This window comes from Nocardia thraciensis, assembly GCF_054782435.1.
Window position 1 is genome coordinate 485,599 of sequence record NZ_BAAGSM010000023.1, and the last position, 22,989, is coordinate 508,587.

General features: G+C 69.4%; 20 protein-coding genes and 1 tRNA gene. 10 read left to right on the forward strand and 11 right to left on the reverse strand.

Annotated elements, in window-relative coordinates; translation table 11 throughout:
- The first annotated feature begins 96 nt into the window (after positions 1–96).
- Positions 97–1,422, forward strand: a complete 1,326-nt coding sequence (gene dctA, locus ACYVLQ_RS15865) for a C4-dicarboxylate transporter DctA (protein WP_460698222.1) — start codon at positions 97–99, stop codon at positions 1,420–1,422.
- 86 nt (positions 1,423–1,508) lie between these two features.
- On the opposite strand, the gene ACYVLQ_RS15870 is transcribed toward dctA, so the two are convergent.
- The 4 genes from ACYVLQ_RS15870 to ACYVLQ_RS15885 all read right to left on the reverse strand — a co-directional run bounded on the left by ACYVLQ_RS15870 (position 1,509) and on the right by ACYVLQ_RS15885 (position 5,362).
- Positions 1,509–2,207 (reverse strand): GAF domain-containing protein, encoded by a 699-nt coding sequence (locus ACYVLQ_RS15870; RefSeq protein WP_460698223.1) that lies wholly within the window; start codon positions 2,205–2,207, stop codon positions 1,509–1,511.
- Between the two features lie 161 nt (positions 2,208–2,368).
- Complete coding sequence (locus tag ACYVLQ_RS15875; protein ID WP_460698224.1) at positions 2,369–2,902, reverse strand: DUF3145 domain-containing protein; 534 nt, start codon at positions 2,900–2,902, stop codon at positions 2,369–2,371.
- A 94-nt stretch (positions 2,903–2,996) separates the two neighbouring features.
- A complete protein-coding gene (locus ACYVLQ_RS15880) occupies positions 2,997–3,830 on the reverse strand; it encodes a serine hydrolase domain-containing protein (protein WP_460698225.1) in 834 nt (277 codons plus the stop codon).
- A 476-nt stretch (positions 3,831–4,306) separates the two neighbouring features.
- A complete protein-coding gene (locus tag ACYVLQ_RS15885; RefSeq protein WP_460698226.1) occupies positions 4,307–5,362 on the reverse strand; it encodes a phosphotransferase family protein in 1,056 nt (351 codons plus the stop codon).
- Positions 5,363–5,520: 158 nt separating this feature from the next.
- On the opposite strand from ACYVLQ_RS15885, the gene pabB reads away from it, so the two are divergent.
- Both pabB and ACYVLQ_RS15895 read left to right on the forward strand, forming a co-directional pair.
- Positions 5,521–7,644 carry an aminodeoxychorismate synthase component I gene (pabB, locus tag ACYVLQ_RS15890; protein WP_460698272.1) on the forward strand — a complete coding sequence of 708 codons (2,124 nt, stop codon included), beginning with the start codon at positions 5,521–5,523 and terminating at the stop codon, positions 7,642–7,644.
- Positions 7,645–7,739: 95 nt separating this feature from the next.
- On the forward strand, positions 7,740–9,431 hold the full coding sequence (locus tag ACYVLQ_RS15895) for a TerD family protein (RefSeq protein WP_460698227.1): 1,692 nt from the start codon (positions 7,740–7,742) through the stop codon (positions 9,429–9,431).
- Positions 9,432–9,803: 372 nt separating this feature from the next.
- On the opposite strand, the gene ACYVLQ_RS15900 is transcribed toward ACYVLQ_RS15895, so the two are convergent.
- From ACYVLQ_RS15900 to ACYVLQ_RS15915, 4 genes are all read right to left on the reverse strand, one after another.
- On the reverse strand, positions 9,804–10,634 hold the full coding sequence (locus tag ACYVLQ_RS15900) for an alpha/beta fold hydrolase (protein WP_460698228.1): 831 nt from the start codon (positions 10,632–10,634) through the stop codon (positions 9,804–9,806).
- Positions 10,635–10,853: 219 nt separating this feature from the next.
- On the reverse strand, positions 10,854–11,888 hold the full coding sequence (locus ACYVLQ_RS15905; RefSeq protein ID WP_460698229.1) for an NAD-dependent epimerase/dehydratase family protein: 1,035 nt from the start codon (positions 11,886–11,888) through the stop codon (positions 10,854–10,856).
- Complete coding sequence (locus ACYVLQ_RS15910; RefSeq protein ID WP_460698230.1) at positions 11,888–12,172, reverse strand: hypothetical protein; 285 nt, start codon at positions 12,170–12,172, stop codon at positions 11,888–11,890. The genes ACYVLQ_RS15905 and ACYVLQ_RS15910 overlap by 1 nt, the downstream gene beginning before the upstream one ends.
- Positions 12,169–13,848 carry a fatty acid CoA ligase family protein gene (locus ACYVLQ_RS15915; RefSeq protein WP_460698231.1) on the reverse strand — a complete coding sequence of 560 codons (1,680 nt, stop codon included), beginning with the start codon at positions 13,846–13,848 and terminating at the stop codon, positions 12,169–12,171. Before ACYVLQ_RS15915 ends, ACYVLQ_RS15910 begins: the two co-directional genes overlap by 4 nt.
- Before the next feature lie 511 nt (positions 13,849–14,359).
- Between ACYVLQ_RS15915 and ACYVLQ_RS15920 the strand changes: the two genes are divergently transcribed.
- The 4 genes from ACYVLQ_RS15920 to ACYVLQ_RS15935 all read left to right on the forward strand — a co-directional run bounded on the left by ACYVLQ_RS15920 (position 14,360) and on the right by ACYVLQ_RS15935 (position 19,210).
- A complete protein-coding gene (locus ACYVLQ_RS15920) occupies positions 14,360–15,406 on the forward strand; it encodes a 3-oxoacyl-ACP synthase III family protein (protein WP_460698232.1) in 1,047 nt (348 codons plus the stop codon).
- Positions 15,407–15,410: 4 nt separating this feature from the next.
- Complete coding sequence (locus ACYVLQ_RS15925) at positions 15,411–16,349, forward strand: hypothetical protein (RefSeq protein WP_460698233.1); 939 nt, start codon at positions 15,411–15,413, stop codon at positions 16,347–16,349.
- Between the two features lie 182 nt (positions 16,350–16,531).
- On the forward strand, positions 16,532–18,667 hold the full coding sequence (locus ACYVLQ_RS15930) for a helix-turn-helix transcriptional regulator (RefSeq protein WP_460698234.1): 2,136 nt from the start codon (positions 16,532–16,534) through the stop codon (positions 18,665–18,667).
- 111 nt (positions 18,668–18,778) lie between these two features.
- On the forward strand, positions 18,779–19,210 hold the full coding sequence (locus ACYVLQ_RS15935) for a VOC family protein (RefSeq protein WP_460698235.1): 432 nt from the start codon (positions 18,779–18,781) through the stop codon (positions 19,208–19,210).
- Positions 19,211–19,226: 16 nt separating this feature from the next.
- Here ACYVLQ_RS15935 and ACYVLQ_RS15940 read toward each other — a convergent pair.
- Positions 19,227–19,300: transfer RNA gene (locus tag ACYVLQ_RS15940), tRNA-Ile, on the reverse strand.
- A gap of 114 nt (positions 19,301–19,414) precedes the next feature.
- On the opposite strand from ACYVLQ_RS15940, the gene ACYVLQ_RS15945 reads away from it, so the two are divergent.
- Positions 19,415–19,843, forward strand: coding sequence for a nitroreductase family deazaflavin-dependent oxidoreductase (locus tag ACYVLQ_RS15945; protein WP_460698236.1), 429 nt, complete (start codon positions 19,415–19,417; stop codon positions 19,841–19,843).
- Positions 19,844–19,889: 46 nt separating this feature from the next.
- On the opposite strand, the gene ACYVLQ_RS15950 is transcribed toward ACYVLQ_RS15945, so the two are convergent.
- A complete protein-coding gene (locus ACYVLQ_RS15950) occupies positions 19,890–20,876 on the reverse strand; it encodes a zinc-binding dehydrogenase (protein WP_460698237.1) in 987 nt (328 codons plus the stop codon).
- 272 nt (positions 20,877–21,148) lie between these two features.
- On the opposite strand from ACYVLQ_RS15950, the gene ACYVLQ_RS15955 reads away from it, so the two are divergent.
- Both ACYVLQ_RS15955 and ACYVLQ_RS15960 read left to right on the forward strand, forming a co-directional pair.
- Entirely contained in the window at positions 21,149–22,171 is a 1,023-nt protein-coding gene (locus tag ACYVLQ_RS15955; protein WP_460698238.1) for a TerC/Alx family metal homeostasis membrane protein, read from the forward strand.
- 22 nt (positions 22,172–22,193) lie between these two features.
- Entirely contained in the window at positions 22,194–22,688 is a 495-nt protein-coding gene (locus ACYVLQ_RS15960) for a glycine-rich domain-containing protein (RefSeq protein WP_460698239.1), read from the forward strand.
- A 7-nt stretch (positions 22,689–22,695) separates the two neighbouring features.
- On the opposite strand, the gene ACYVLQ_RS15965 is transcribed toward ACYVLQ_RS15960, so the two are convergent.
- Positions 22,696–22,974: a hypothetical protein gene (locus ACYVLQ_RS15965; protein ID WP_460698240.1), complete on the reverse strand. Its 279-nt coding sequence runs from the start codon at positions 22,972–22,974 to the stop codon at positions 22,696–22,698.
- Between the last annotated feature and the right edge of the window lie 15 nt (positions 22,975–22,989).

The window sequence follows — 22,989 nt, forward strand, 5'->3', positions numbered from 1 at the left end:
CGGCGAGGCGCCGCGGACTTCATATATGAAATAGGTAGCCTGCCGGTAACTTGCGCGATACGCAGGCGGTACAGGTAGCGCATAGTTTTGCCCGCCATGACGGTGGTGAGCGATGTTCCCGAGGTCTCGGGGGACGATGATGACGGCGCGCGACCGCCCCGCTCGCGGTGGTACAGCTCGCTCTTCGTGCAGTTGCTCGTGGCGATCGTGGCCGGGATCGTGGTGGGCTGGCTGTGGCCGGGGGTCGGCGCGGACCTGAAACCGTTGGCCGACGGGTTCATCAAGCTGATCAAGATGGTGATCGCGCCGATCGTGTTCTGCACGGTGGTGCTGGGCATCGCGCACGTCGGCGATATGAGGTCGGTGGGGCGGATCGGGGTCAAGGCGCTGATCTACTTCGAGGCCGTCACCACGTTCGCGCTGCTGTTCGGGCTGCTGGTCGGCAATCTGGTCAAGCCCGGCAGCGGGTTCGACATCGATGCGCAGACACTGGCCACGGGCGCCGATCAGCTGGCGAAGAAGACCGGCAACGGAGAACTGCCGCATACGGTCGAATTCCTGCTGAATATCATTCCGGCGTCGGTGATCTCGGCCTTCGCGGAGAATCAGCTGCTGCAGGTGCTGTTCTTCGCCGTGCTGTTCGGGCTGGCGCTGGCGAAGTTCCGCGAGCGGGTGCCGACGATGATCCCGCAGGCCATCGATCAGGTCGGGCAGATCTTCTTCGTCATCATCGGCTGGATCATGCGGCTGGCGCCGCTGGGCGCGTTCGGGGCGATGGCCTACATCATCGGGCAGTACGGGCTGTCGTCGCTGAGCAGCTACGGCAAGCTGATCGCCTGCTGCTACCTCGCCGCGGCGCTGTTCCTGCTGGTGCTGGGGGCGATCGTGCGGGTGTTCGCGGGCGTGCATCCGTGGAAGCTGGTGCGCTACATCAAGGATGAGCTGTTCTTGGCGCTGGGTACCGCCTCCACCGAGGTGGTGCTGCCGCGCATCATGACCAAGCTGACCGAGGCCGGATGTTCGCGGGCGTGCACGGGTCTGGTGATTCCGACCGGATATTCGTTCAACCTCGACGGCGCCACCCTGTACCTGTCGATCTGCGTGCTCTTCCTGGCACAGGCACTGGGCGTGGATCTCAGTGTGGGAGAGCAGGTTACGGCGCTGCTCGTGCTCATGCTCACCTCCAAGGGCATGGCGGGCGTCCCGGGCTCGTCGTTCCTGGCGTTGTCGGCCACCATCTCCGCCATCGGCCACGGCTCCATCCCCGTTGCCGCCGTGGCGGTGCTGCTCGGCGCGGATCGCATCATGGACTCGATGCGGGTGTCGGTCAACCTGCTCGGCAATTGCGTCGCGACCCTGGTCGTCGCCAATTGGGAAGGGCAGCTGGACAAGTCGCGGATGCGCAAGGTGCTGGATGGGTAAGCGGAGGAGATCCCGGCCAAAAGCACGCCGGGATGACAAGGGGGTGGGCTGACGCCAGGACGACAAGAGGCGAGCCGACACCAGGATCACAAGAGACGAGCCGACACCGGGACGACAAGAGGCGAGCCGACACCAGAACCACAAGAGACGAGCCGACACCAGAACCACAAGAGGCGGTCGACTCCGGGACGACAAGAAGAGTTGGTCGACTCCGGCGTGGCACCGTCATTCTGTATTTCCGGCGGGCTTTGGCCGGAATCGAACAGCAGCGTGCCGGGATTGCGGAGGGGGCGGCTCGGTCGGGTCCGGGTCGTCGGAAGTGCCGGTGACGGTGAGTTCGATGAGCATGAGGGCGGGTGTGCCCGCCGAAATGCCTCGGGGACAGTCCAATTCGCGCGATCTGCCGGAACCCGCCAGCCCGCTACCCGGTCGCCGAGGTGGATTGCCCGCGTATCCGCCGAATATCCGAATGCGGCAACGGAATACGGCTCGGGCAGGGCAGCGCCCGCGGGCGTGGTGCGCACCTGCACGGCGTGCGCCCGGGAGTCCGGCCCCACCACCGGCGTGGCGGACACCGTCATCGTCCGGCGGTCGCCCGGCAATCGTGAGGGCGCCTCGGCCTCGACCGTCTGCACGCGCTCGAACGCCGCTGCCACGACCCGCAGCGTCTCCGGCGCGAGCACACGCAGCACCGACCGCCACTGCGCCGGGCGCCCGTCGACAGCCAGCGCGGTCCAGGCATCTCGCTCCCCCAGTGTCTCGATGAGCACCCGCTCCCCGTACACCCCCCGCTCCCTCCGTTGCGTACTGCCACGACTGTGCCACATGACGCGATACCAATTCGGGGCCGATCGGTTCTCGAGCGCACGGCACCGGCCGACCTGCGGTCATCGAGCCCGAATCGTTGTCCGCACCGGACACGGCCGCGACGAGGGCGGCCGATCAATCAGCCCACGTCGCGGCGCAACCAGGTCACCTCGGCGCCCTCGCCGCCCCAGCGGAAGGGCTCGAGGTCGTCGTCCCATGCGGTGCCCAGTGCCCGGTCGATCTCGGCGGCGAGTTCGGCGGGGGTGTGGCGGCCGCGTTCGCGTGCGGTCCGCACAATTTCCCGTAGTCGCATTTCCCCCACCATCACGTCGCCGTTGGCACTCGTGGCGCCGCGCCACAACCCCAGGCCGGGGGAGAAACTGTAGCGTTCACCGTCCACCCCTTCGCTGGGATCCTCGGTGACTTCGAATCGCAACATCGGCCATGCACGCAAAGCCGTGGCTATCCGGGATCCGGTGCCGACCGGGCCGACCCAATCGGTGGTCGCGCGCAGCTGGCCGGGCGCCGCGGGCTGCGATGTCCAACGCAATTTCGCGGGAGACTTCAGCGTCGAGGAGAGCGACCACTCGATGTGCGGGCACAGCGCGGCAGGCGACGAATGGATGTATACGACACCCGCCGTCGCGTCCGCGAACTGATTCGATCCGCGCACCAGTACACCTCCAGCTTCGACGTAGGACGTCTTCCCCAACATCCTGTCGAGCCGGCGTTGCCCGAGTTTACTGGAGTGCCCGATGTTACGGGTGTTACTCCGGGGCCGTGTCGTGCGATCCGTTGATCTCCGCGATCACCGCATCGCTGAACGTCGGCCATACCGCACGCGCCCAGTCGCCGAAATTCTCGTCGCTCAGCGCCACGCACGCCACCCGGAGCTCCGGATCGACCCACAGAAAGGTGCCCGACTGCCCGAAGTGGCCGTAGCTGCGCGGCGAGTTCGCGCCACCAGTCCAATGCGGAATTTTATGGTCCCGGATCTCGAATCCCAGACCCCAATCGTTGGGGCGCTGCGAGCCATAACCGGGCAGCACACCGTTGCGACCGGGAAATTGCACCTCGGTGGCGGCGGCGAGGGTTTGCCCGGAAAGCAGCGACGGATTCAGCAACTCTCCGGCGAAACAGAGCAGGTCGTTCAGCGAGGAGCGCACACCGTGCCCGGGCGAACCCGTGAGAACCGAGGATTTCATTTCGAGAGGTTCGAATACTGCCTCGTGCAGATAATCGGCGAAGGCGAATCCGGTCTGCTCGGCGACGAACTGCGCCAGCACCTCGAATCCCGAACTCGAGTAGATGCGCCGCTCCCCCGGCTCGGCCATGATCACATTGGTGTCGAAGGCCAAGCCGGAGGTGTGTGCCAACAGGTGCCGCACCGTGGATCCGGGCGGCCCGGCGGGCTGGCCCAGCTCGATCGCGCCCTCCTCCACCGCCACCAGGACGGCATACGCCACAAGCGGTTTCGTCACGGAGGCGAGCGGGAACACCCGTTCGCCGTCACCCTCGCTCCCCAGCACGCCCCGCGCGGCGACAACTCCCGCGGCAACATGCCGAACCGGCCACTCCCGAATCTGCTCCAGCGCTCGCACGCGACGAGCCTACGACTCGGCGCGAGGCGCACCCAACCGGGCCCACCGCCGAATCGACACCGCCGCACCCCGATCTCCCGCACCCGAGGGACGGGCCCGGACATTGCCGCACCTCCCGCCGATTCCCGCACCGGCCACCGGGCGTGCAGGGCACTGGCCCGAATTCGGCTCGCGCGGTAAGGAATCGGTGACCGGGTGGTGCGACTGCGCGATATGGCCGCAGACCACCTCGCGACGATTCTCGCGGCGCAGCGCCCGATGTGGCGGCCCGGAACCAGGCACGGCTACCACCCGCTCACCGCCGGGCTGTACCAGGGCGAGCTGATCCGGCGGGTCGATCCGCGGCGCCGTTACCGCGCCGGGCGGCGCGGGCCCGAACGGCGGCGGGCACGCATTTCGCCCTCAGCGGTCACGATTCGGCTCGACGAGGCGAATACCGCCGCGAACCTGCGCATCGTGTCCGCACAGGCCGGCGCTCACTCCATCAGCCCCCGGGCCATATCGAACAGCTCGAGCGTGATGGCGTGCAGGAAGTCGCCGACCTGCTTGGGCGCCTTGCCCGCGAACGCGCGGGCGTGCGTGCCCTCCAGGACGATGCCCAGCTTGAAGCAGGCCAGCACCGTGTACCAGGTGACGCTGCTCAGGTCGCGGTCGGAGAACTTCCCGTAGTGCGCGGTCATCTCCTGTGGCGTCGGCAGGCCGCCGACCTCGCCGAGCTTGCCGACCAGCGCGCCCTTGGTGGTGCCCGGCTCAGGGCGGGTCGCGATCTGCCAGCCCAGATCCAGCAGCGGATCGCCGATGGTCGACATCTCCCAATCGACCATGGCCGCCACCTGCGGGCCGTCGAAGGAGAACATCATGTTCGCGAGGTGGCAGTCGCCGTGCAGTATGCCCGGCCGCCAGTCGGTGGGCCGATTGCGGTCCAGCCAGTCGCCGACCTGCTCGACGCCCGGGATCTCCGGACCGGGATAACCCTCGTTGGCGCCGTAGGATTCGAGCTCGCCCAGCCAGCGCGGCACCTGCCGCTCCAGGAACCCCTCCGGCTTGCCGTAGTCGGCCAGGCCCAGCGCCCGATAGTCGATCGAGCCCAGCCGCGCGATGGCCTCCACCGCCGACAGTCCCATCTGCCGCCGGACCTCCGGATCGCCCGCGTGCAGGGGCGGCAGCTCGTTCTGCGGATTGAAGCCGGTGATCGGTTCCATCAGGTAGAACACCGCGCCGAGTACGGACTCGTCGGGGCAGGCGGCGATCACCTCGGGGGCGCGCACGCCGGTGCCCGACAGCGCTCCCAGCAGCCGGGCCTCGCGGCGGATCACCTCGTTGCTCTTGGCGCGCAGGTGTTTCGGGCCGCGCCGCAGCACGTAGTCGCGCCCGCCGCGGGTGAACCGCAGCATGATGTTCTGGGTGCCGCCGCCCAGCGGTGCGACCTCCTCGAAGTCGCCACGGGGTAGGCCCTGCTCATCCATCCACTGCCCGACGATCGCGAAATCGATGACATCACGATCCACTTCGGCTGGTTGCACCACAGACATGTCCCACATTGTGCACCAGTGGCCTCCGACAACTGCGGGCATATGCCATCAATACGGTGTGCGGGTCGTTCGCCCGGACCCGATACGGTGAGATCATGAGCACGACCCGCTCCCGCACCGGCGGGAGCCTGCGCGAGACCGGTGACCGCCCCGAGCCGATCCGCACGCTGCTCATCGACAACTACGACTCGTTCACCTACAACCTCTACCAGCTGATCGCCGAGGTGAACGGGGTCGAGCCGGTGGTCGTGCGCAACGACGAGACCGACGTCCCGGCGCTGGAGCACTTCGACAGCATCGTCGTCTCCCCCGGCCCCGGACGCCCGGACGTGCCACGGGATTTCGGCATCTCCCGGCAGTTGATCGAGGACGCCGACCTGCCATTGCTCGGGGTGTGCCTGGGGCATCAGGGCATCGTGCTGGCCGCGGGCGGGGCGATCACCACCGCGCCCACTCCGCGACACGGCTATCCCGACCGGATCGGGCATAACGGGGGCGGTCTGTTCGCCGGACTGCCCCGGGAATTCACCGCGGTCCGCTACCACTCGCTGTGCGCCGCGCAGCCGTTGCCCGAGGCCCTCGAGATCACCGCGACCGCGCCCGACGGTGTGGTGATGGGAGTGCGGCACCGCGACCGGCCGCAGTGGGGCGTGCAGTTCCACCCGGAGTCGATCTCGAGCGAGCACGGCGCGGCGATCATGCGCAATTTCGCCCGGTTGACCAGGGAATACACCATTCGCCACGGTTCCGGGTCGAGCATTACGTCCGACTTCGCCGGTCATCAGCGGCGAGCAGCGGAACGCCCTCGGGCGGTGCCGCCGCCGGAGCGCTCGGAGGGTGAGCTGACCGTCCTGCATGCGGTCGTGGAGCGGGCGGTGGATACCGAGGCCGCGTTTCTGCGGTTGTACGAGGGATCCGAGCATGCGTTCTGGCTGGACAGCGCGCACGTGGAACCGGGGTTGGATCGATTCTCCTACCTGGGCGATGCGTCCGGCCCCCTGGCGGAGGTGGTGCGGTATCGGGTGGGCGACGGCCAGGTTCGCGTCGAGGCCCGCACCGGCCGCCACACCGCGCCGGGCACCGTGCTCGACTACCTGGCCCGCCGGCTGCGCCGTCGGCGGCTCCGAATCCCCGATGTCCCTTTCGATTTCACCGGTGGCTACGTCGGGTATCTGGGCTACGAGGTCAAGGCGGACTGCGGTGCCGCGCCGGGGCACCGGGCGGCCACGCCGGACGCGCAGTGGATATTCGCCGACCGGCTGATCGTCGTCGACCATGTCGCGGAACGGACCCATCTCCTCACCCTCACCGATCCGGAAAACCGCGCGGCGGGACAGGATTGGCTCGATCGAACCCGCGCGGTCGTGGCGTCCCTGCCCGGCTGGACGAAACCGGAGCCGCTGGACCTGCCCACCGACGAACGGGGGGTCGCGGCCGGGCTCACCCGGGGCCGGCGCCGCTACCTGGCCGATATCGCCGAGATCGGAACCCAGCTGCGCGCGGGGGAAACCTACGAGGTCAACCTCACCGACACTGTCGTGGTCGGTGCCGACAGCGACGGGCTGACGGTGTATCGCACACTGCGCCGGAGCAATCCGGCTCCCTACTCCGCGTTCCTGCGGCTCGGCGACGTCGAGATCGCGTGCTCGTCCCCGGAGCGGTTCCTGAAGGTGAATCGCACCCGGATGGTGGAGAGCAAGCCGATCAAGGGCACCGCGCCGCGCGGCAGCACCCCCGCCGCGGACGAAAACCTGCGCCGCGCACTGGAACTGGACCCGAAGGCGCGCGCCGAGAACCTGATGATCGTGGACCTGCTGCGCAACGATCTCGGCCGCGTCTGCGAGATCGGCAGCGTCCACGTGCCGAAATTGATGGCCGCCGAGAGCTATACGACGATGCATCAGCTGGTGTCGACGGTGCGCGGACGGCTGCGCCCCGAGATCGACGTGATCGACTGCGTGCGTGCGTGTTTCCCCGGCGGCTCGATGACCGGAGCGCCCAAGCTGCGCACCATGGAGATCATCGACGCCCTGGAAACCGAAGCGCGCGGGGTGTATTCGGGCGCCATAGGCTTCCTCGGTCTCGGCGGCACCGCCGACCTGAACATCGTCATCCGCACCGCGGTCCGGCACGGCGGCCGCTGGCAGACCGGCGCGGGCGGCGCGATCGTGCTCGACTCCGACGCGGAGGAGGAGTACCACGAGATGGTGCTCAAGGCCGCCGCGTCCCTGCGCGCGGTCACCGAGGCCGCCCGGTCGAATTCGGCGGTCGCGCAGGCATAGCGGCGCTCGCGCCTACCCGCCCCGCATTGCCGCGCCTGGTCGACAGCTCGGGTGGAGCGTTCGTGTCAGGGTCGGCTGGCATAGTTCCGATCACCATGAATCGCGCCGAAACCGGTCTCACGCCGGTACCCACCGCCCTGCTGAGCGTACTGCTGTCCTGGCGGTCGACGCAGGTGGTGGACGTGCACGCCCTGCTCCTGTCCGAGGACGGCCGAGTCCGGTCGGCTCGCGACGCGGTGTTCTTCAACGCACCCCGGCATCCGTCGCAGGCGGTGACGCTGGACCAGGAGCCGCCGCCGGGCACGGCGCGGCTATCGGTCTCGCTGCCGCGGACCGAGCCGGAAATCGCCCGCATCCTGGTGACCGGCTCCATCGAGGACGGCGACCTGGCCCACGTCCCGGGGTTGGTATTGAGCGTCGAAGACGCCACGGGGCTGGTGGCCCGTACCGACGTGGACAGCGCCATCGGACCTCCGGCACCAGGAGGCGCTGTCGCAACTTCGACAGCGCGAGGCGACGCTTCGGTCCCGGCTCCGGGCCGGGCGATGGTGTTCGCGGAATTCTGCCGCCGGGACGGTCGCTGGTGGTTTCGTGCGGCCGGCGTAGTCCAACCGGGGCTCGCCGAGCTGTTCGCCGAGCGCGGCGTGCCGATCGAGGGCACGGATCGCCGGATCTCCCTGCGCCGCAGCACAATCGATGAGCGCGTCGGCGACATTCGGGCCGCACCGGCGGATCCCGGCCGCGCGGACTGGCATACGGACCCCGCGGACCCGACCGTGCTGCGCTGGTGGGACGGCGGCACCTGGACGGATACGACCGTGCCGGTAGTGTCACCGAATTCGCGGATCTGCGTCCGCTGCGGCCGCCGCCGCGGCTGGCGGGTGCTCGGCGCGCCCGCGCCCTGCCGGGCATGTGCCGCCGAGATCGAGCAGTACCTGACCGGCTGGCGCGCCCGTGCCTGGCGGGTGCTGACCGGCGACGGTCCGCACGGGCGGGCCTGGGACGAACTGTGGACCGCCCTGCGCTTCCGCCGCATCGACGTCGACACCGGCCGCGCCGCACTCCGCGCGCCGGGCCTGGCCTACCTGGAACGACTGGCCGCCTTCGCCGACGGCGAGATCGGCCCCGGCGATCTGGACGACTTCGAGGCGACGGCGCGGGCGCTGACGCTCACGGGCCCGCTGGTCGAGGACCTGCGCCGCCGCCTGCAGCGCGGGCGGACCCTGTCGCGGCTGCGCGCCGGGGATCTGCCCACGGTGCGGACCACCGACCTGCACCTGGACTCCGAGGAGCGAGTCCACATGGACATCTCCGCCACCCGCGTGCGGCACCTGGCGCGCGGCCCGAAGGCCACCGCCGGGCGACTGATCTGCTCGAACAAGAAGCTGCGCTTCGTCGGGCCCGGGGCGGGCATCGAACTGCCCTGGTCACGCATCGTTTCCGTGACCGCGGCCGACGGCATGGTCGTCCTCGCGGCGACTTCGGCGCGCGGCGGGGCCGAATTCGAGGTCACCGACCCGGATTTCGTCGCCGCAGCCCTGGAGGGCGCCCTGCGCGTCGCCAAACGGCTGGCGCTCGCGCCCGGCCGACGCGACCGCCGCTCCATCCCACCGGAGATCAAGGCCGAGGTGTGGCAGCGCGACGGCGGCACCTGCGCCGACTGCGGCGCCACCCACTCCCTGGAGTTCGATCACATCATCCCGCTCAGCCGCGGCGGCGCCACCAGCCCCGCCAACCTGCAGATCCTCTGCCGCGCCTGCAACCGCGGAAAGGGCGCCCGCATCTGAGCCGATCCGGCCGGCGCCCCTTGCCTACTCGCATCCCTCAGGCGCACCGCCCGCGCGCTGCGCGATGGTTCCTTCCGCGTGGCGCCGGGCGCTGAGACCGCGACGTTCGATCACGCCGCTCGGCTCGAGCGTCGCATGGTCTGCGGAGGCGACGGCCGGTTGATCGGCTGCCCGTCGCACGCCGCTGTGCGCCTCGGTCCGCCGACGCGTGCGCCATTGCACGTGCCTTCCGTCGCGGGATCTCGGTGTCGGCTCGCGGCGCCGAGATCTGCCTCTCAGCATCGCGCCCGCCACCGGGCTCCCGCTATCGGGATTGACCCCTATTCGCCCCTGAAACTTCGCGAACCTGCACTCGCGGCGCGGACCCGGCCGTCAGCTGGCGAGGGCAGGCGCCGACGCCGTTCGGATCGCGGCGGTGACCGTTTCGGGCGATTCGAGCATCACCAGGTGGCCGCACCCCGGGACGGTAACGGCCTGAACCGGGTTCAGGGTGGCGTTGAGGCGGGCCCCGGCGGCCGCGGACAGGATGCGGTTCTTCTCGCCCCAGACAGTCGTGATCGGGGGGAACGTCGGCCCGGGACGGAAGCGGTCGAGTTCGGCCAGGCGCAGCAGGTCCCGGGCGATGGCGGCAGCGGGCAGCAGGCGGCGCGGTTCGGTCCAGCGTTTCCGCAGCCCGGCGACGGTTTCCGAACCCTCGCGCCGCCCGCGCGGTCCCAGTTGCTCGCGCACCAGCCAGGCGGCGGCGATTCCGGGCAGCCGGGTGGCGCCCGCCAGCGTGTCCAGCGGCAGGTGCCGGGCGAGGCGGGCGGTCCGGCCGGTGGAGGTGGGACGCAGGGTGGCGGCCGTCAGCGGGCTGCTGAGCACGAGCGCGCGCACCCGCTGCGGGTTGCGGCGGGCGTACAGCAGCGACAGCGCGCTGCCGAAACAGTGCCCGACCAGCGTGACATCGTGCAGGCCGCGGGTCGCCACGAAGTCCGAGACCAGGCGCAGATAGTTGTCGACGGTATATCCGGAATCGGGCAGGCCGGAGTCGCCATAGCCCATCAGGTCCAGCGCGTAGACATGATGGGTGCGTTGCAAGGCCCGGAACTGCGGTGTCCAGATGGTGCGATCACCGCCGATATTGTGCAGAAACAGGATCGGATCACCCGACCCGGCGTGATCGTACGCGATCGGCACGCCGTGAAAATCGAACACCGGCATCGGGACGCTCTCCTCGTTGAGTAGCGGTGCTGTACTGCGTTTCCGGTCACGAGGACCGTCAACACCGACATACCCCGAGCACGGTACTGCTACTCATACTAACCGGTACCGCACGTCACACAAGGATGGTATACGGGCCCCGATTCCATGGGGCCGAGGCGTTTCCGGGCGGTCAGCGAGGCCCCCGCCAAAGCGTGCGGAGGATGGCAGCGGGTGGGTTCATCCGACCACCCCGCTTGTCATATCGGCGCTACGCATCCACGCCCGCAGTCGGCGCATCCCCGTGTCCCGATCGATGATCGGCTCGTACCCGAAATCCCTTGTCGCCGCGCCGATGTCGTATGTTCCGGTGCGGGTCATCACTGCCACCGTGTAGCGCGAGAGCGGTGGCGACCAGCGGGCGGCGACGAACGGGATGCGCCGCAGCAGCTCGATCACCGCGACGATCAGGTGCACCAGCCGCGGATTCAGCCGCCGCGACGGCGACCGATAGCCGAGTTCGGTGGTCACCTGCGTGAGGAAATCCCAGACGTTCGTGCGTTCGGCATCGGCGATGAAATACGGCTTGCCGCCGACGTTTTCCGAGGCCGCGGCCTTGACGCAGGCATCGACGATATTGTCGACATGGCACAGCGAGGCGTACACGTCGCGGCCGAACGACAGGTCCGGCAGCGATCCCGCGGCGGCGCGGTCGAGCAGTCGCACGATCGGCCCGGACCGGTCGCCCGCACCCCAGATCGCGCGCGGCCGCAGCGCGCAGGTACTGAATCCGGGCGCGTTCGCGGCCAGCACCAGACGTTCGGCCGCCGCCTTGGTCTCGCAGTAGTGGTTGAGGTAGCGGCGCGGATACGGCACCGACTCGTCGATGTCGATCTGGTCGCCGCCGTCGCGGTCCATCAGCGCGCTCGGGCTGGAGACGAAGACGAACCGCGAGGCCCCGCCGTCGCGCGCCGCGCCCAGCAACCGCTCGGTCGCGCGAACGTTCTCCGTCCAGAACTGATCCCGGGTACCGCGCTCGTCCACCCGTGCGGCACTGTGGAATACGACATCCACGCCGGACGCCGCCCGTTCCAGCGACGCCGCGTCCGCCAGGTCGCCGGTGACGATCTCGACCTTGTCCGCCGCCGCGCCCAAGTCGCGCAGATTGCTGGTGGGCCGCACCAGGATCGACACCTCGTACTCGCCGTCGCGCATCAGCCGCCGCACCAGGGCGCCGCCCAGGAATCCGGACGCTCCGGTCACCAGTGCCTTCATCACACCTCCTGAAATCCGCGTCCCGGCTGCGTCCGCCACCAGGTCAACCCGAAAATCTGTGTCATCGCGACCGTTTCGGCACGGGGGCGGCTCGCGAGTTCGTCGGCGGCGAGTGCGATCGGAATCTGCGCCGCATGCCCGACGGTGCTCAGCAGCATGTCGGCCCACCACAGCGCGCGCAGCGTCCGGCTCGCGGGAGCCCGCCCGGTCAGCGCGACCACCAGACCCACCAGCAGATACAGCCAACCGAGTATCGGGACGGCGCGCAGCACAACGACTTTCATGCCTTCGCTCGCTTCCGTGATTGCCGACCGGCCCAGACCGCCAGCTTCTCGCGGCCGATCTTCGCGTTGTGCCGGATATCGACCGGGAATCCCGGATGGAAAAGGAATTCGGTGACCGGCGCGGCCACATCGAACTCTGAACGGCGGGAGCGTAATTCGGTATCGACGGCCTCGCGGTCGGCGCCCGGCTCGAGCTCCACGCACAGCACCGGGCGCTGTGCGCCTCGCGGGCCCACGCCGACCAGCGCCGTGCGCGCTACTCCCGCAATGGTGTTGAACACCTGCTCGACCTGCACGGTGAACAAAGGGCCGTCGGGAGTCACCAAGCGCTGACTCTTGCGCCCGCAGAACCAGATCCGATCCTGCTCGTCGATCCAGGCCAAGTCGCCGGTGCGGTGCCAGACCACGTCGTCGTCGGCGATCTTGCCTGTCGCATTGGCCGATTCGGGCCAGAAGTAGTGGGTGCTCACATTCGGCCCGGACACCACCAGCTCGCCGATGCCGCGGGAGGCGACCAGATCCGCCTCGCGGGCAATGACATCCGACCAGGTGGGCAGCGGGTCGTCGGTGATCGCGACGATGCGCGCCCGCACGTCCTGGGCGGGACGGCCCACGCAGAACCCGGCGCCCCGATGGGCGCGCTCGACGAGACCGCCGAGCAGCTCCCGCGATTCGACGGTCGACATCGGCAGCGCCTCGGTCGCGCCGTAACCGGCGTAGACGCGCGCCTGTTCCGGCAGCACCCGCCGCAGCCCGGCGATGCACCAATCCGGCACCGGCGCACCGCCGGAATAGATGCTCTGCAAGGTCGGCAACTCCACCGCCTTCGCCTCGACATGGCGCAGCAGCGGAATCAGCACGGCGGGTGAGGCGAACATGGTGCGCACCCCGAACCGGTTCACCGCATCCACCACGTGCGCCGGATCGGTGGACCCGACCTGCGAGGGAATCAGCGGCGGCAGCACGCATCGGGATCCGAGCAGCAGTTCGAGGATCCCCGCGACCGGCGCCGTGATCAGCGACGTGCCCGGCGCGACCCGCTCGCGAGCGGCGTCGACCTGATCGATCATGGCGCTGATGTTCCCGTGGGTGAGCACGACCGCCTTCGCGGGACCGGTGCTGCCGGTGGTGTAGGCGATCAGCAGGGGATCGGAATCCGGGGCCGGTTCCCGGCGCGGAACCGCCGCAACGGGTTTGCGTCCCCAGTCCGCCAGCGACGGCCCACGCCAGAACCAACGGCTGCCGACGGTCACCGCGACTCGCACCCTGCGGAAGTAGGCGCGGAAGACGATTCGCACCGCCTGCGCCTGTGGCACTCCCACGAACGCCTCGGCATCGGCGGCCTGCAGGCAGCGCAGCATCTTGCGCAGGCCCATCCCGGGATCGATCACCACCGGCACCGCGCCGATCTTGAACAGCCCGTACAGCACGGCATACAGCTCGGGACCCGGCGTGACCAGCACGATGGTACGGGTGCCGTGCCCCACCCCGGCGGTGGTGAACCGCTCGGCGATCGCGTCGGACCAGTCGTCGAGCTCGGCGTAGGTCAGCTGTCGATAGTCCGGCAGGCCCGCCGCAGTGCGCCCCCAGGGATAGATCACCGCCTCCCGATTCGGTTGCGCGGCAACGACTTCGCGGAATCGGTCGAGTGCCCGCCAATAAGTCGCGGTGGTCACCTCGGCACCTCGTTCCGGTTCGCGCTCGGCGTTTTCCTCACGCGCACACGTTTCACGCGTGCGGGAATGGTGAATACGGAATACGGCACACTGACCCCCTGGAATTGTCGCGGAATGCGAGAAACGGTACCGACGAGGCTACCGCACAGCGCACTAGACCGCTACCGCAGAACCGGCCAAAACCTTTGTGAAGCAATGAATTACATGTGTCTCGCGGTACCGAAACATGTTCGCCGCAACCCCTATGAACCCCTATTCGCAACTCTTCGCTCATTATCCCGAAACCGCAGGTGACACCGCCCTTCTGGGTGGCGGAACAGGAGAACTGACTGTTACAGCCGTGATTCGAGGCTTCGCCGGCCCACCGGTATCCGACTACTGCCTGGTAATCTCGGGCTCGGCATCGGCGCTACTGGACAACGACGGCGCGGTATCGGAAATTCTTCCCGCATACCCTCGGCCGCACCAGAATTCGACTGCATTCGCAAAACAATCCTGAGAGTAGGGGGCCATGCGTACTCGTTTCGAATCGCTGGGCGCGTACACACCCAGCACCGTGCGCTCCACCGAAGACGTGATCTCCAGTCTGTCCGTGCCCAGATCGCTGGATCTGGAGCGCATTACCGGCATCAAGAATCGCCGCGTGCACAATTCCGATCCCGACGACTACGAATCGTCGTTCGCGATGGCGTTGCGAGCGATCGACGATTGCCTGCGCCACTCCGACTACAGTGCCGACGAGATCGACGTCGTGATCTCGGTGTCGATCACCCGCTTCCGCGAACCCGACACCCATTGCTTCGCACCGGCTTTCGCGCTCATGCTGGGCAACGCCATCGGCGCCGCCAAGGCACTGCACTTCGACCTGTCGAACGCCTGCGCGGGCATGATCACCGGCGTGCTGGTGCTCGACCGGATGATCAAGGCCGGAGTCGTGCGCAACGGTCTGATCGTCAGCGGCGAGCAGATCACCCCCATCGCCGACACCGCCGCCCGCGAGATCAGCCAGCCCTACGACCCGCAGTTCGCCGCGCTGACCGTCGGCGACGCGGCCGTGGCGGTGGTCGTGGACGACCGCGGCGACGACAACGACGAAATTCACTATGTCGAGCTGAATACCGCCGCCTACGGCGCCGAGTTCTGCATCGGCATGCCCAGCGAGAAGACCACCGGCATCGCCATGTACACCGACAACCGCCAACTGGCCAGCGAACGCCGCTATCAGCAGGCGCTCGACCGCATGTCGGACTTCATGACGGAGACCGGGCGGACCTGGGAGAGCGAGAAGTACGACTACTGGATCCATCACCAGTTCAGCGGCCCGGCCATCGAGTACATCAGTCAGCTCGCCGAACAGCACTTCGGAACACCGATGCCGCAGGCGCTCAACGTGTTGGAGGAGTACGGCAACACCGCCTCCACCTCGCACTTCCTCGTACTGCACGAACACCTTGCCCAGCAACGGATTCCGCGCGGTTCCAAGGTGCTGCTGGTACCCGAGGCGTCGGGCATCGTATCCGGTCATCTCGCCGCCACCATCTCCCGCTTGGAGGCTTGAGTTCATGAGTACCGCAATCGTTTCCGCGGCCGTGTGCACCGACGCCGATACGGGCAGCTACTTCGAGCTGGCCACCCGCGCCGGGCGCGCCTGCATGGAACGGGCGGGGGTCTCCCCCGACCGCATCGGCGTGGTGATCAACGCCGGGGTCTTCCGCGACAGCAATATCTCCGAGCCCGCCGTCGCCGCGCTGCTGCAGCAGCGGCTGGGGATCGGGCTGGAGTACCACACCGGGCGGATCCCGGCCTTCTCGTTCGACCTCCTGCACGGCGCCACCGGCGTGATCCACGCCCTGACGGTCGCGCACTGCTTCCTCGCCCCCGGCGAGCTGGAGTACGCGCTGATCGTGGCCGGTGACACCCATCCGTCGACCGAGCGGGCCGTGGAGGACTTCCCGTACGCCGCGGGCGGCGCCGCCGTCCTCCTGCGCTCCTCCGGCGCGGGCGGGTTCGGCCAACTGCACGCCACGCAGACAACCGGCGCGGCCGAACCGACCGCCTGGGTGAATTTGGCCGCCGCGGGCACCTCGGGCCGCTCGGCGCTGTCGGTGCGGACCGGCGCGGGCGAGCCCCTGGCATACGCCATCGAGGCGGTGCGGGAATGCCTGGCGGCCGAGGGCCTGGACCGCGGTGACTTCGGCACCGGCAGCGTCGTGCTGCTGGCACCGGCTCCGACCCCCGGCTTCCGTGAGCAACTGGCATATCGGCTGGGTGTGCCGTCGATGTCGGTGGCCGGAGTCGACCCCGCGATCGGCGATCCCTACACCGCGGCGCCCGTGCACGCCTATCTGAGCGCCGCGGACGCGGGCCTGCTCGACTCCGCGCGAGCGGTGCTGTTCCTGGCCGCCGACGACAGTTCCGCGGCCTGCCTGGCGCACCGGCCGCAACCGCTCGAACCGGCTGGCAGCGCCGTCGCGCTGCATACCAAACACAGTGACGTGTAGCATAATTCACGCGGCAGGCCGCCGCCGGCAGGTAGTAGTGGGAAGCGCCCCGGCGGCCGCCGAGAACCGTGCACCGGCTGAATCCGGATGTCACCGACATCCACCGCCGCAACGATGCCGCTCCCCAGTACTATCGCGCCCACATTTGGGCCGCACTCCCTTCAGTCGGGCACATCCGATCGATGAAGGGACTGAGTATGCAGTGGTCGGTCGCTCGGGACCGCACCCGGACATCGATCGTCGCCGGTCCGCGCGAGCAGGTTTCCGCGCGACCACGACGAGCGGACGGGGATCAGACACTCAGCACGCTGTTGCGCGGCGGCGATCCGGAGCGGCTGCGGGTGGCCTCCGCGATGGCGGTGCTGGGCAGCGTGGCCAGCGTGCCGCTCGCGGCCGCTCTGGTGGATACCGATCCGGAACGAATTCGCCGCGTGGTGGCGGATTTCACCGAGGTGGGATGGGCGGCACAGGAACGCTTCGCCCATCCCGCGATCGCGGCGCGCATCCTGCGTGACGTGCCCGCCGAACAGCGTCGCGAGCTACACCGCCGGGCCGCGGAACTGCTGCACCGCAACGGTTTTCCGTGCTCGGTGGTGGCCACGCAGCTGGTCGCCGCCGGTGACGCCCGCACCTCGTGGGCGGCGCAGGTACTGGTGGCCGCCGCCGACCAGGCCCTGGCCGACGACGAGATCGACTGTGCCGCACAGCGGCTGGAGCTGGCCTATCGCGCCAGCCGGCGGGCGGGCGGACGCGCGGCCATCGCCGCCCGGCTGGTCTCGGTCGAGTGGCGGGTCAATCCGTCCACGCGGACACGCAATTTCGGCCGCCTCAAGGCGGCGTTGTACACCGGCCGCGTTCCCTACGCCGAACTGCCGACGGCGGTAATGCACATGCTGTGGCACGGCTATGTGCAGCACGCCGATCACGCGCTGGCCCGGCTGGAGCGCGGCCCGGCGGGGACCCTCACCTTCAGCCCGCACGTCGACTTCCTGTGCGCCTGGCTGCGATACACGCATCCGACGCATCTGGAGCGGAACCGCCGGCTGTTCGCCGACCGGGCCCGGATCGCGGCGGGCGCGGTCGACCGGGAGTCGCCGTACCGGCAGGCTGCCGACCTGCTCTCCGCGCTCACCGTGCAGCACCCACCGGCCGAGATCGCCGTGGCGGCGCAGCGCATCCTGGCGTGTCACCGGCTCGGCCCCGACACCGTCGAGGCGCTGGTGGCCGCCGTCGACTGTCTCATCCACACCGACCGCCTCGATACCGCCGACGCGTGGTGCACCTCGCTGCTGGCCGAGGCCGAGGCCCGGCACGCGCCGACCTGGCGCTCCCTCTTCGCCGCCCTGCGCGCGGAGACCCTGCTGCGCCGCGGCAATCTGACCGCGGCCGCCGAAAACGCCACGCTGGCTTTGAATCTCGTGCCCGCCGAGCATCTGGGAGTGTGGGCCGGTCGTCCGATCGCGGTACTGGTGCGCGCGCTCACCGCCCAGGGCAAGCACACCGAGGCCGCGGCCCAGCTGCGCCGCCCGGTGCCGCGGTCGATGTTCGAATCGCGTTTCGCCCTGCCCTATCTGCACGCCTACGGGCACCACTGCCTGGCGGTCGGACAACCCGATCAGGGCCTGCGGCACTTCCGGCAGTGCGGCGCGCTGATGCGGCAGTGGAACCTGGACTTCGCGTGGCTGGTGCCGTGGCGCAACGATATGGCCGCGGCCCACCTGTGCCTCGGCGACCAGCGCAAGGCACAGGCGTTCGCCACCATGCACCTGGAACTCATCGGTGGGCCGGACCGGCACCGCAGCGGCGGCGTATCGCTGCGGATACTGGCGGCGACGGGCGACGCGCACCGGCGGGTGCCGCTGCTGCGCCGCGCCGTCGCGGTGGCCCGGGCGGGCGCCGACGAACTCGAATTGGCCACGGCCCTCACCGATCTCGGCCGCGCGCACCGCTCGATCGGCGACGCCGACAAGGCCCGGCCACTGCTGCGGGAGGCGGTCCGGCTGGCCGAATCGTGCGGTTCCGGAGCGCTGGTGCGGCGGCTGCGCGGCGACCGCACCCCGCCCGCGCCCGTGGCGCCGCCGCCGGTTCGCGTGGCACCCAGCCGTGTGGACGCGCTGAGCCCGGCCGAGCGGCGGGTGGCCGATCTGGCCGCGCTGGGAAAGCGCAATCGCGAGATCGCCGACACCCTCGACATCACCACCAGCACGGTCGAGCAGCACCTGACCAAGGTCTACCGCAAGCTCTCGGTCGCGCGCCGCGGCGAGCTGCGGTTCGTACTGGCGGCCCATGGACCGGCGGCGAAGTCCGCCGCCGGATAGCGCCCGCCGCCGTGTGTGATCTTCGGCGGCAACCGGTCTCGCTCCTTGACCTCGAGCCGGCTCGAGGTTTCAGAATGCGATCGTCAGAGACATTCGAAGGAAGAGAACGCAATGCCGAAGCTCGACCGCATCATCGAGTCCGCGCTGTACGTCGACGACCTCGATCGCGCACGAAAGTTCTACGGCGGGGTCCTGCAGCTCGAGCCCATGCTCGACTCGGACGTCCTGTGCGCCTACGACGTGGGCGGCGACAATGTCCTGCTCCTGTTCCAGCGCGGCGGATCGCTGGAGAAGAAGGTGCTGCCCGGCGGCCCCGGCCTCCCGCACGGCGAGATCCCGCCGCACGACGGCAGCGGCCGCCTACACGTCTGCTTCGCGGTCACCGAGGACCAACTCACCGAGTGGGAAACCCACCTCGGCGAATACAACATCCCGATCGAGGGCCGCACAGGTTGGGCCCGCGGCGGCCGCAGCATCTATTTCCGCGACCCCGACGGCCACCTCCTCGAACTCATGACCCCGGGCAACTGGCCCACCTACTGAGCATCGGGACTGTGAGTGGGACGGGTGGGGCTCGAACCCACGACCAACGGATTATGAGTCCGCGGCTCTAACCGACTGAGCTACCGTCCCCCGACCGCAGCGCATGTGCGCGGGCGTGATGCATGGTACCGGGTTGGGGGTGTCTGCACCTAGTCGGATCGCCGGATAGGGTTGGGGCGGGGGCGACCGGACGGGAGGATCGGCATGGCGGATCTGTTCGCGAACGTGCTGCGCGGGCATCAGTGGCTCTATGAGAGGTCCGGCGGGCTGGTCGGGCACCGGTTGCTGTTCGGGAATCCGACGCTGCTGCTGCGGACGGTGGGCCGCAAGACGGGGCAGCCGCGCACCAGCGCGCTGACCTACGCGCGGGACGGCAAGGACTATCTGGTAACCGCGTCCAACGGCGGTTCACCGCGGCCGCCTGGGTGGCTGGCGAATCTGAAGGCGAAGCCCGACTGCGAAATCCAGGTGGGCAGGCGGCGGGTCCCCGTGACCGCGCGGGCGACCTACCCGGACGATCCGGACTACACGCGCCGATGGACGCTGGTCGACAAGGTCAATGCGGGCCGATATACCCAGTACCAGAACAAGACCCGGCGGCCGATCGCCGTAGTCGTATTGAGCCCGCGGTAGCCCCGTCCGGCCGGGCGCCCCATCGTGGCGGCACCCGGCCTAGGCGTCACACGGTCAGGATCGTGCGGCCCACGGCCTGCCGCGCCTCGATGACGGCATGCGCCTCGGCCGCCCGATCCAGCGGGAAGGTCTGGCCGACAATCACTTCCAAGCTCCCCTCGGCCGCCAGGGCCAACGCCCGCGCCCCGAGCGCGTCCCAGTCGGCGTCGGAGGCCGTGATATCCATCAGGCCGAGCACCGTGATGCCCTGCCCGGCGGCGTATTCGGTATCCAGCTCCGCGAATCCGCCTGCGGCGTTGCCGTATCCGAGGAAGCGACCCCCGGACGCCGTGGAGCCGAGCGCATTCCGGCCGATCTCCCCGCCCGCGCCATCGAGCACCACGTCCACCCCGGCCCCGCCGCTGAGTTCGAGCACCTGGTCGGCCCATCCGGGCTCCTCGTAGTCCACGACCTCGGCGGCGCCCAGTCGGCGCGCCAGAGCGAGCTTCGCCGCACCGTGCGCGGCGCCGATCACCCGCGCCCCGCTCGTCCGGGCCAACTGGGTGAGCAGCGTGCCGACCCCGCCACCGGCCGCGGTGATCAGCACCGTCCGCCCCGGACGCAGGTCGGCGAGGCCCGCCACCGCCATCGCCGTCGTCCCGTCGTGCACCAGCGCGGCCGCGGTCACCGCGTCCAGCCCGGCGGGCAGTTCGGCCAGCGTCCGCGCCTTCGCCCGCGCCCGCTCCGCATAGCCGCCGATCGGGAGCCCGCCACCGATCGCACTGGCGGCCGTCGAACTTGCCACCCGTTTGCCGACCCATCCCGGATCGACGCCGTCCCCCACCGCCGACACCACACCGGCGACCGCGCCGCCCGGCACGTAGGGCACCTGCAGCGGGAAGAAGTCGGTGCCCCACCCGGCACGCAATCGGGCATCGAGAAACATGACGTCCGCCGCGGCCACGTCGATCACGACCTCGCCGGGCCCGGCAACCGGGTCCGGCGCCTCGCTCGGCACCAGCACATCCGGCCCGCCGAACGCCTTCGCTTCCATCACTCGCATCCTCGACACGTCCCTTCGCTCTCATGGGTGAGGCCCCCAGCCTCATACCTGAAGAATGGTTTAGGTCAAGGGGTGATGTCCGCGCCGTGCCGACCGGGGCGCCGATTGGTGATCGAGCAAAAACTTCGCTACCCTGGTCGCCGAGGGGAGTACTTCCCAAGCGTCATGCCGGTCAGTACGGATTCCGCCATCGGAATCCCCGGGTGACCACCCGAGTCGGGTGAAGGAGACCTCGGGTGTTCCACTATGCCCGAGGAGACCATGTGAGCCCCAGCCCGACCATTCTCGCAGCCCCCGCCATCGAGTCCATCGGCTCGCCGTGGCTGTGGGCCGTGACCATCGCCGGAGTGCTGGCGCTGCTCGCCCTCGACTTCGTCGTCACCCGCAAGCCGCACGAGGTCTCGATGCGGGAGGCGGTCGGGTGGACGATCTTCTACCTGGCGCTCCCGGTCCTGTTCGGCCTCGGCGTCTGGGCCGCCTACGGCGGCACGCCCGCGACCGAATTCTTCACCGGATATCTGCTGGAGAAGTCGCTGTCGGTCGACAACCTCTTCGTATTCATGCTGCTGCTGGCGGCCTTCGCGGTCCCGGCGGCGCTGGCGCAGCGGGTGCTGCTGTTCGGCATCGTCGGCGCGCTGGTGCTGCGCGGCATCTTCATCGCCCTGGGCGCGGCCGCGCTGGCCTCGCTGGACTGGGCATTCCTGCTGTTCGGCGCGATCCTGCTGGTCACGGCCGCGAAGCTGCTGAAGGACGCGATCGGCGGGCACGACCAAGAGGTCGACATCTCGCGCATGCGCTCGGTGCGGCTGATGCGCAAGCTGATGCCGGTCACCGACGACTACCACGGCACCAAGATGACGGTCCGCGAGGCGGGCAAGCGCGCCCTGACGCCGCTGGCGCTGGTGGTGACGGCCGTGATGGCCACCGATGTGGTGTTCGCGGTCGACTCGGTGCCCGCGGTGTACGGCGTGACCGGCGACCCCTACCTGGTGTTCGCCACCAACGCCTTCGCGCTGCTGGGCCTGCGCGCGCTGTACTTCGTGCTGCAGGCGGCGCTGTCGCGCCTGGTGCATCTGGCCTACGGGCTGGCGGTGATCCTGGCCTTCATCGGCATCAAGCTGGTGCTGCACTGGGCGCACGAGATCTGGGAGGGGCTGCCGGAGATCCCGACCGTCGCCTCGCTGGGCGTGATCGTGGTGGTGCTCGTGGTGGTGACCTTGACCAGCCTCCGGGCGACGCGGGGGTCGGGCGAGGACTCCTCCCCCACTCCGGCCTCCACGCCGTAGTCCGGAGGCCATACTGGGAACCGTGCTGTTACAACGGTTTCGCCGCGTAGGTCCCGCCCGAACGCACCGGGCGGTCGATGATCTGCAGTTGCCGGACGCGGTGTTCAAGACCTGCCCGTGGCAACCGCGCGAGCTGGTGGAGACCGGGTTGCGCCAATGGTTGCGGTGCTGCGGTGCGGCCATGCGCGACGATCAGGTGATCGGGATGCCGTCGCACGCGGTCGACGAGGCCTGGCACGGGCTGATCCTGTGCACCAGCCGGTATGCCCGCTTCTGCCAGGCCGCCTACGGCCGCTTTCTGCACCACTTTCCGGAGGGCGACGGCGGCGGTTCCGGCGACTCGATGGCCACCCAGCTCGGCCGCACCGTGGTCGCCTGGTCGATGGTGGCCCGGCCCGGTGAGGAGTGCGTGCTGTGGGATCTCGACGCCCGGGTGGGTGTCGAACGGCCGTGGGGAATCCCGAGCAAACGCGTCGACACCATCGAATCGTCTTTGCGCACAGCGACTTCCCGCTGACCCTCGATCAGGAGCCGCCGCCTCCGCCACCACCGCCGCAACCCCCACCGCCACCACAGCCGCCGCCTCCGCCCCCGCCGGAATCACCGCCACCCCCACCGGAATCGCCGCTGCCGGAGTCGGACCCACCCGACAGGTCGGCGCCGTAGTAGCTGACTCCGGCGCTACCGGAACTTCCGTGGCCCCAACGATTTCGGCGACGCGCGGGCTGGTTGGCCGCCCGCACTATGACCACGAGGCTCACGCAGAACAGGGCGATGACCACCAGCGTTGTCACAATCTCCATGCCAGGGACCCTAGC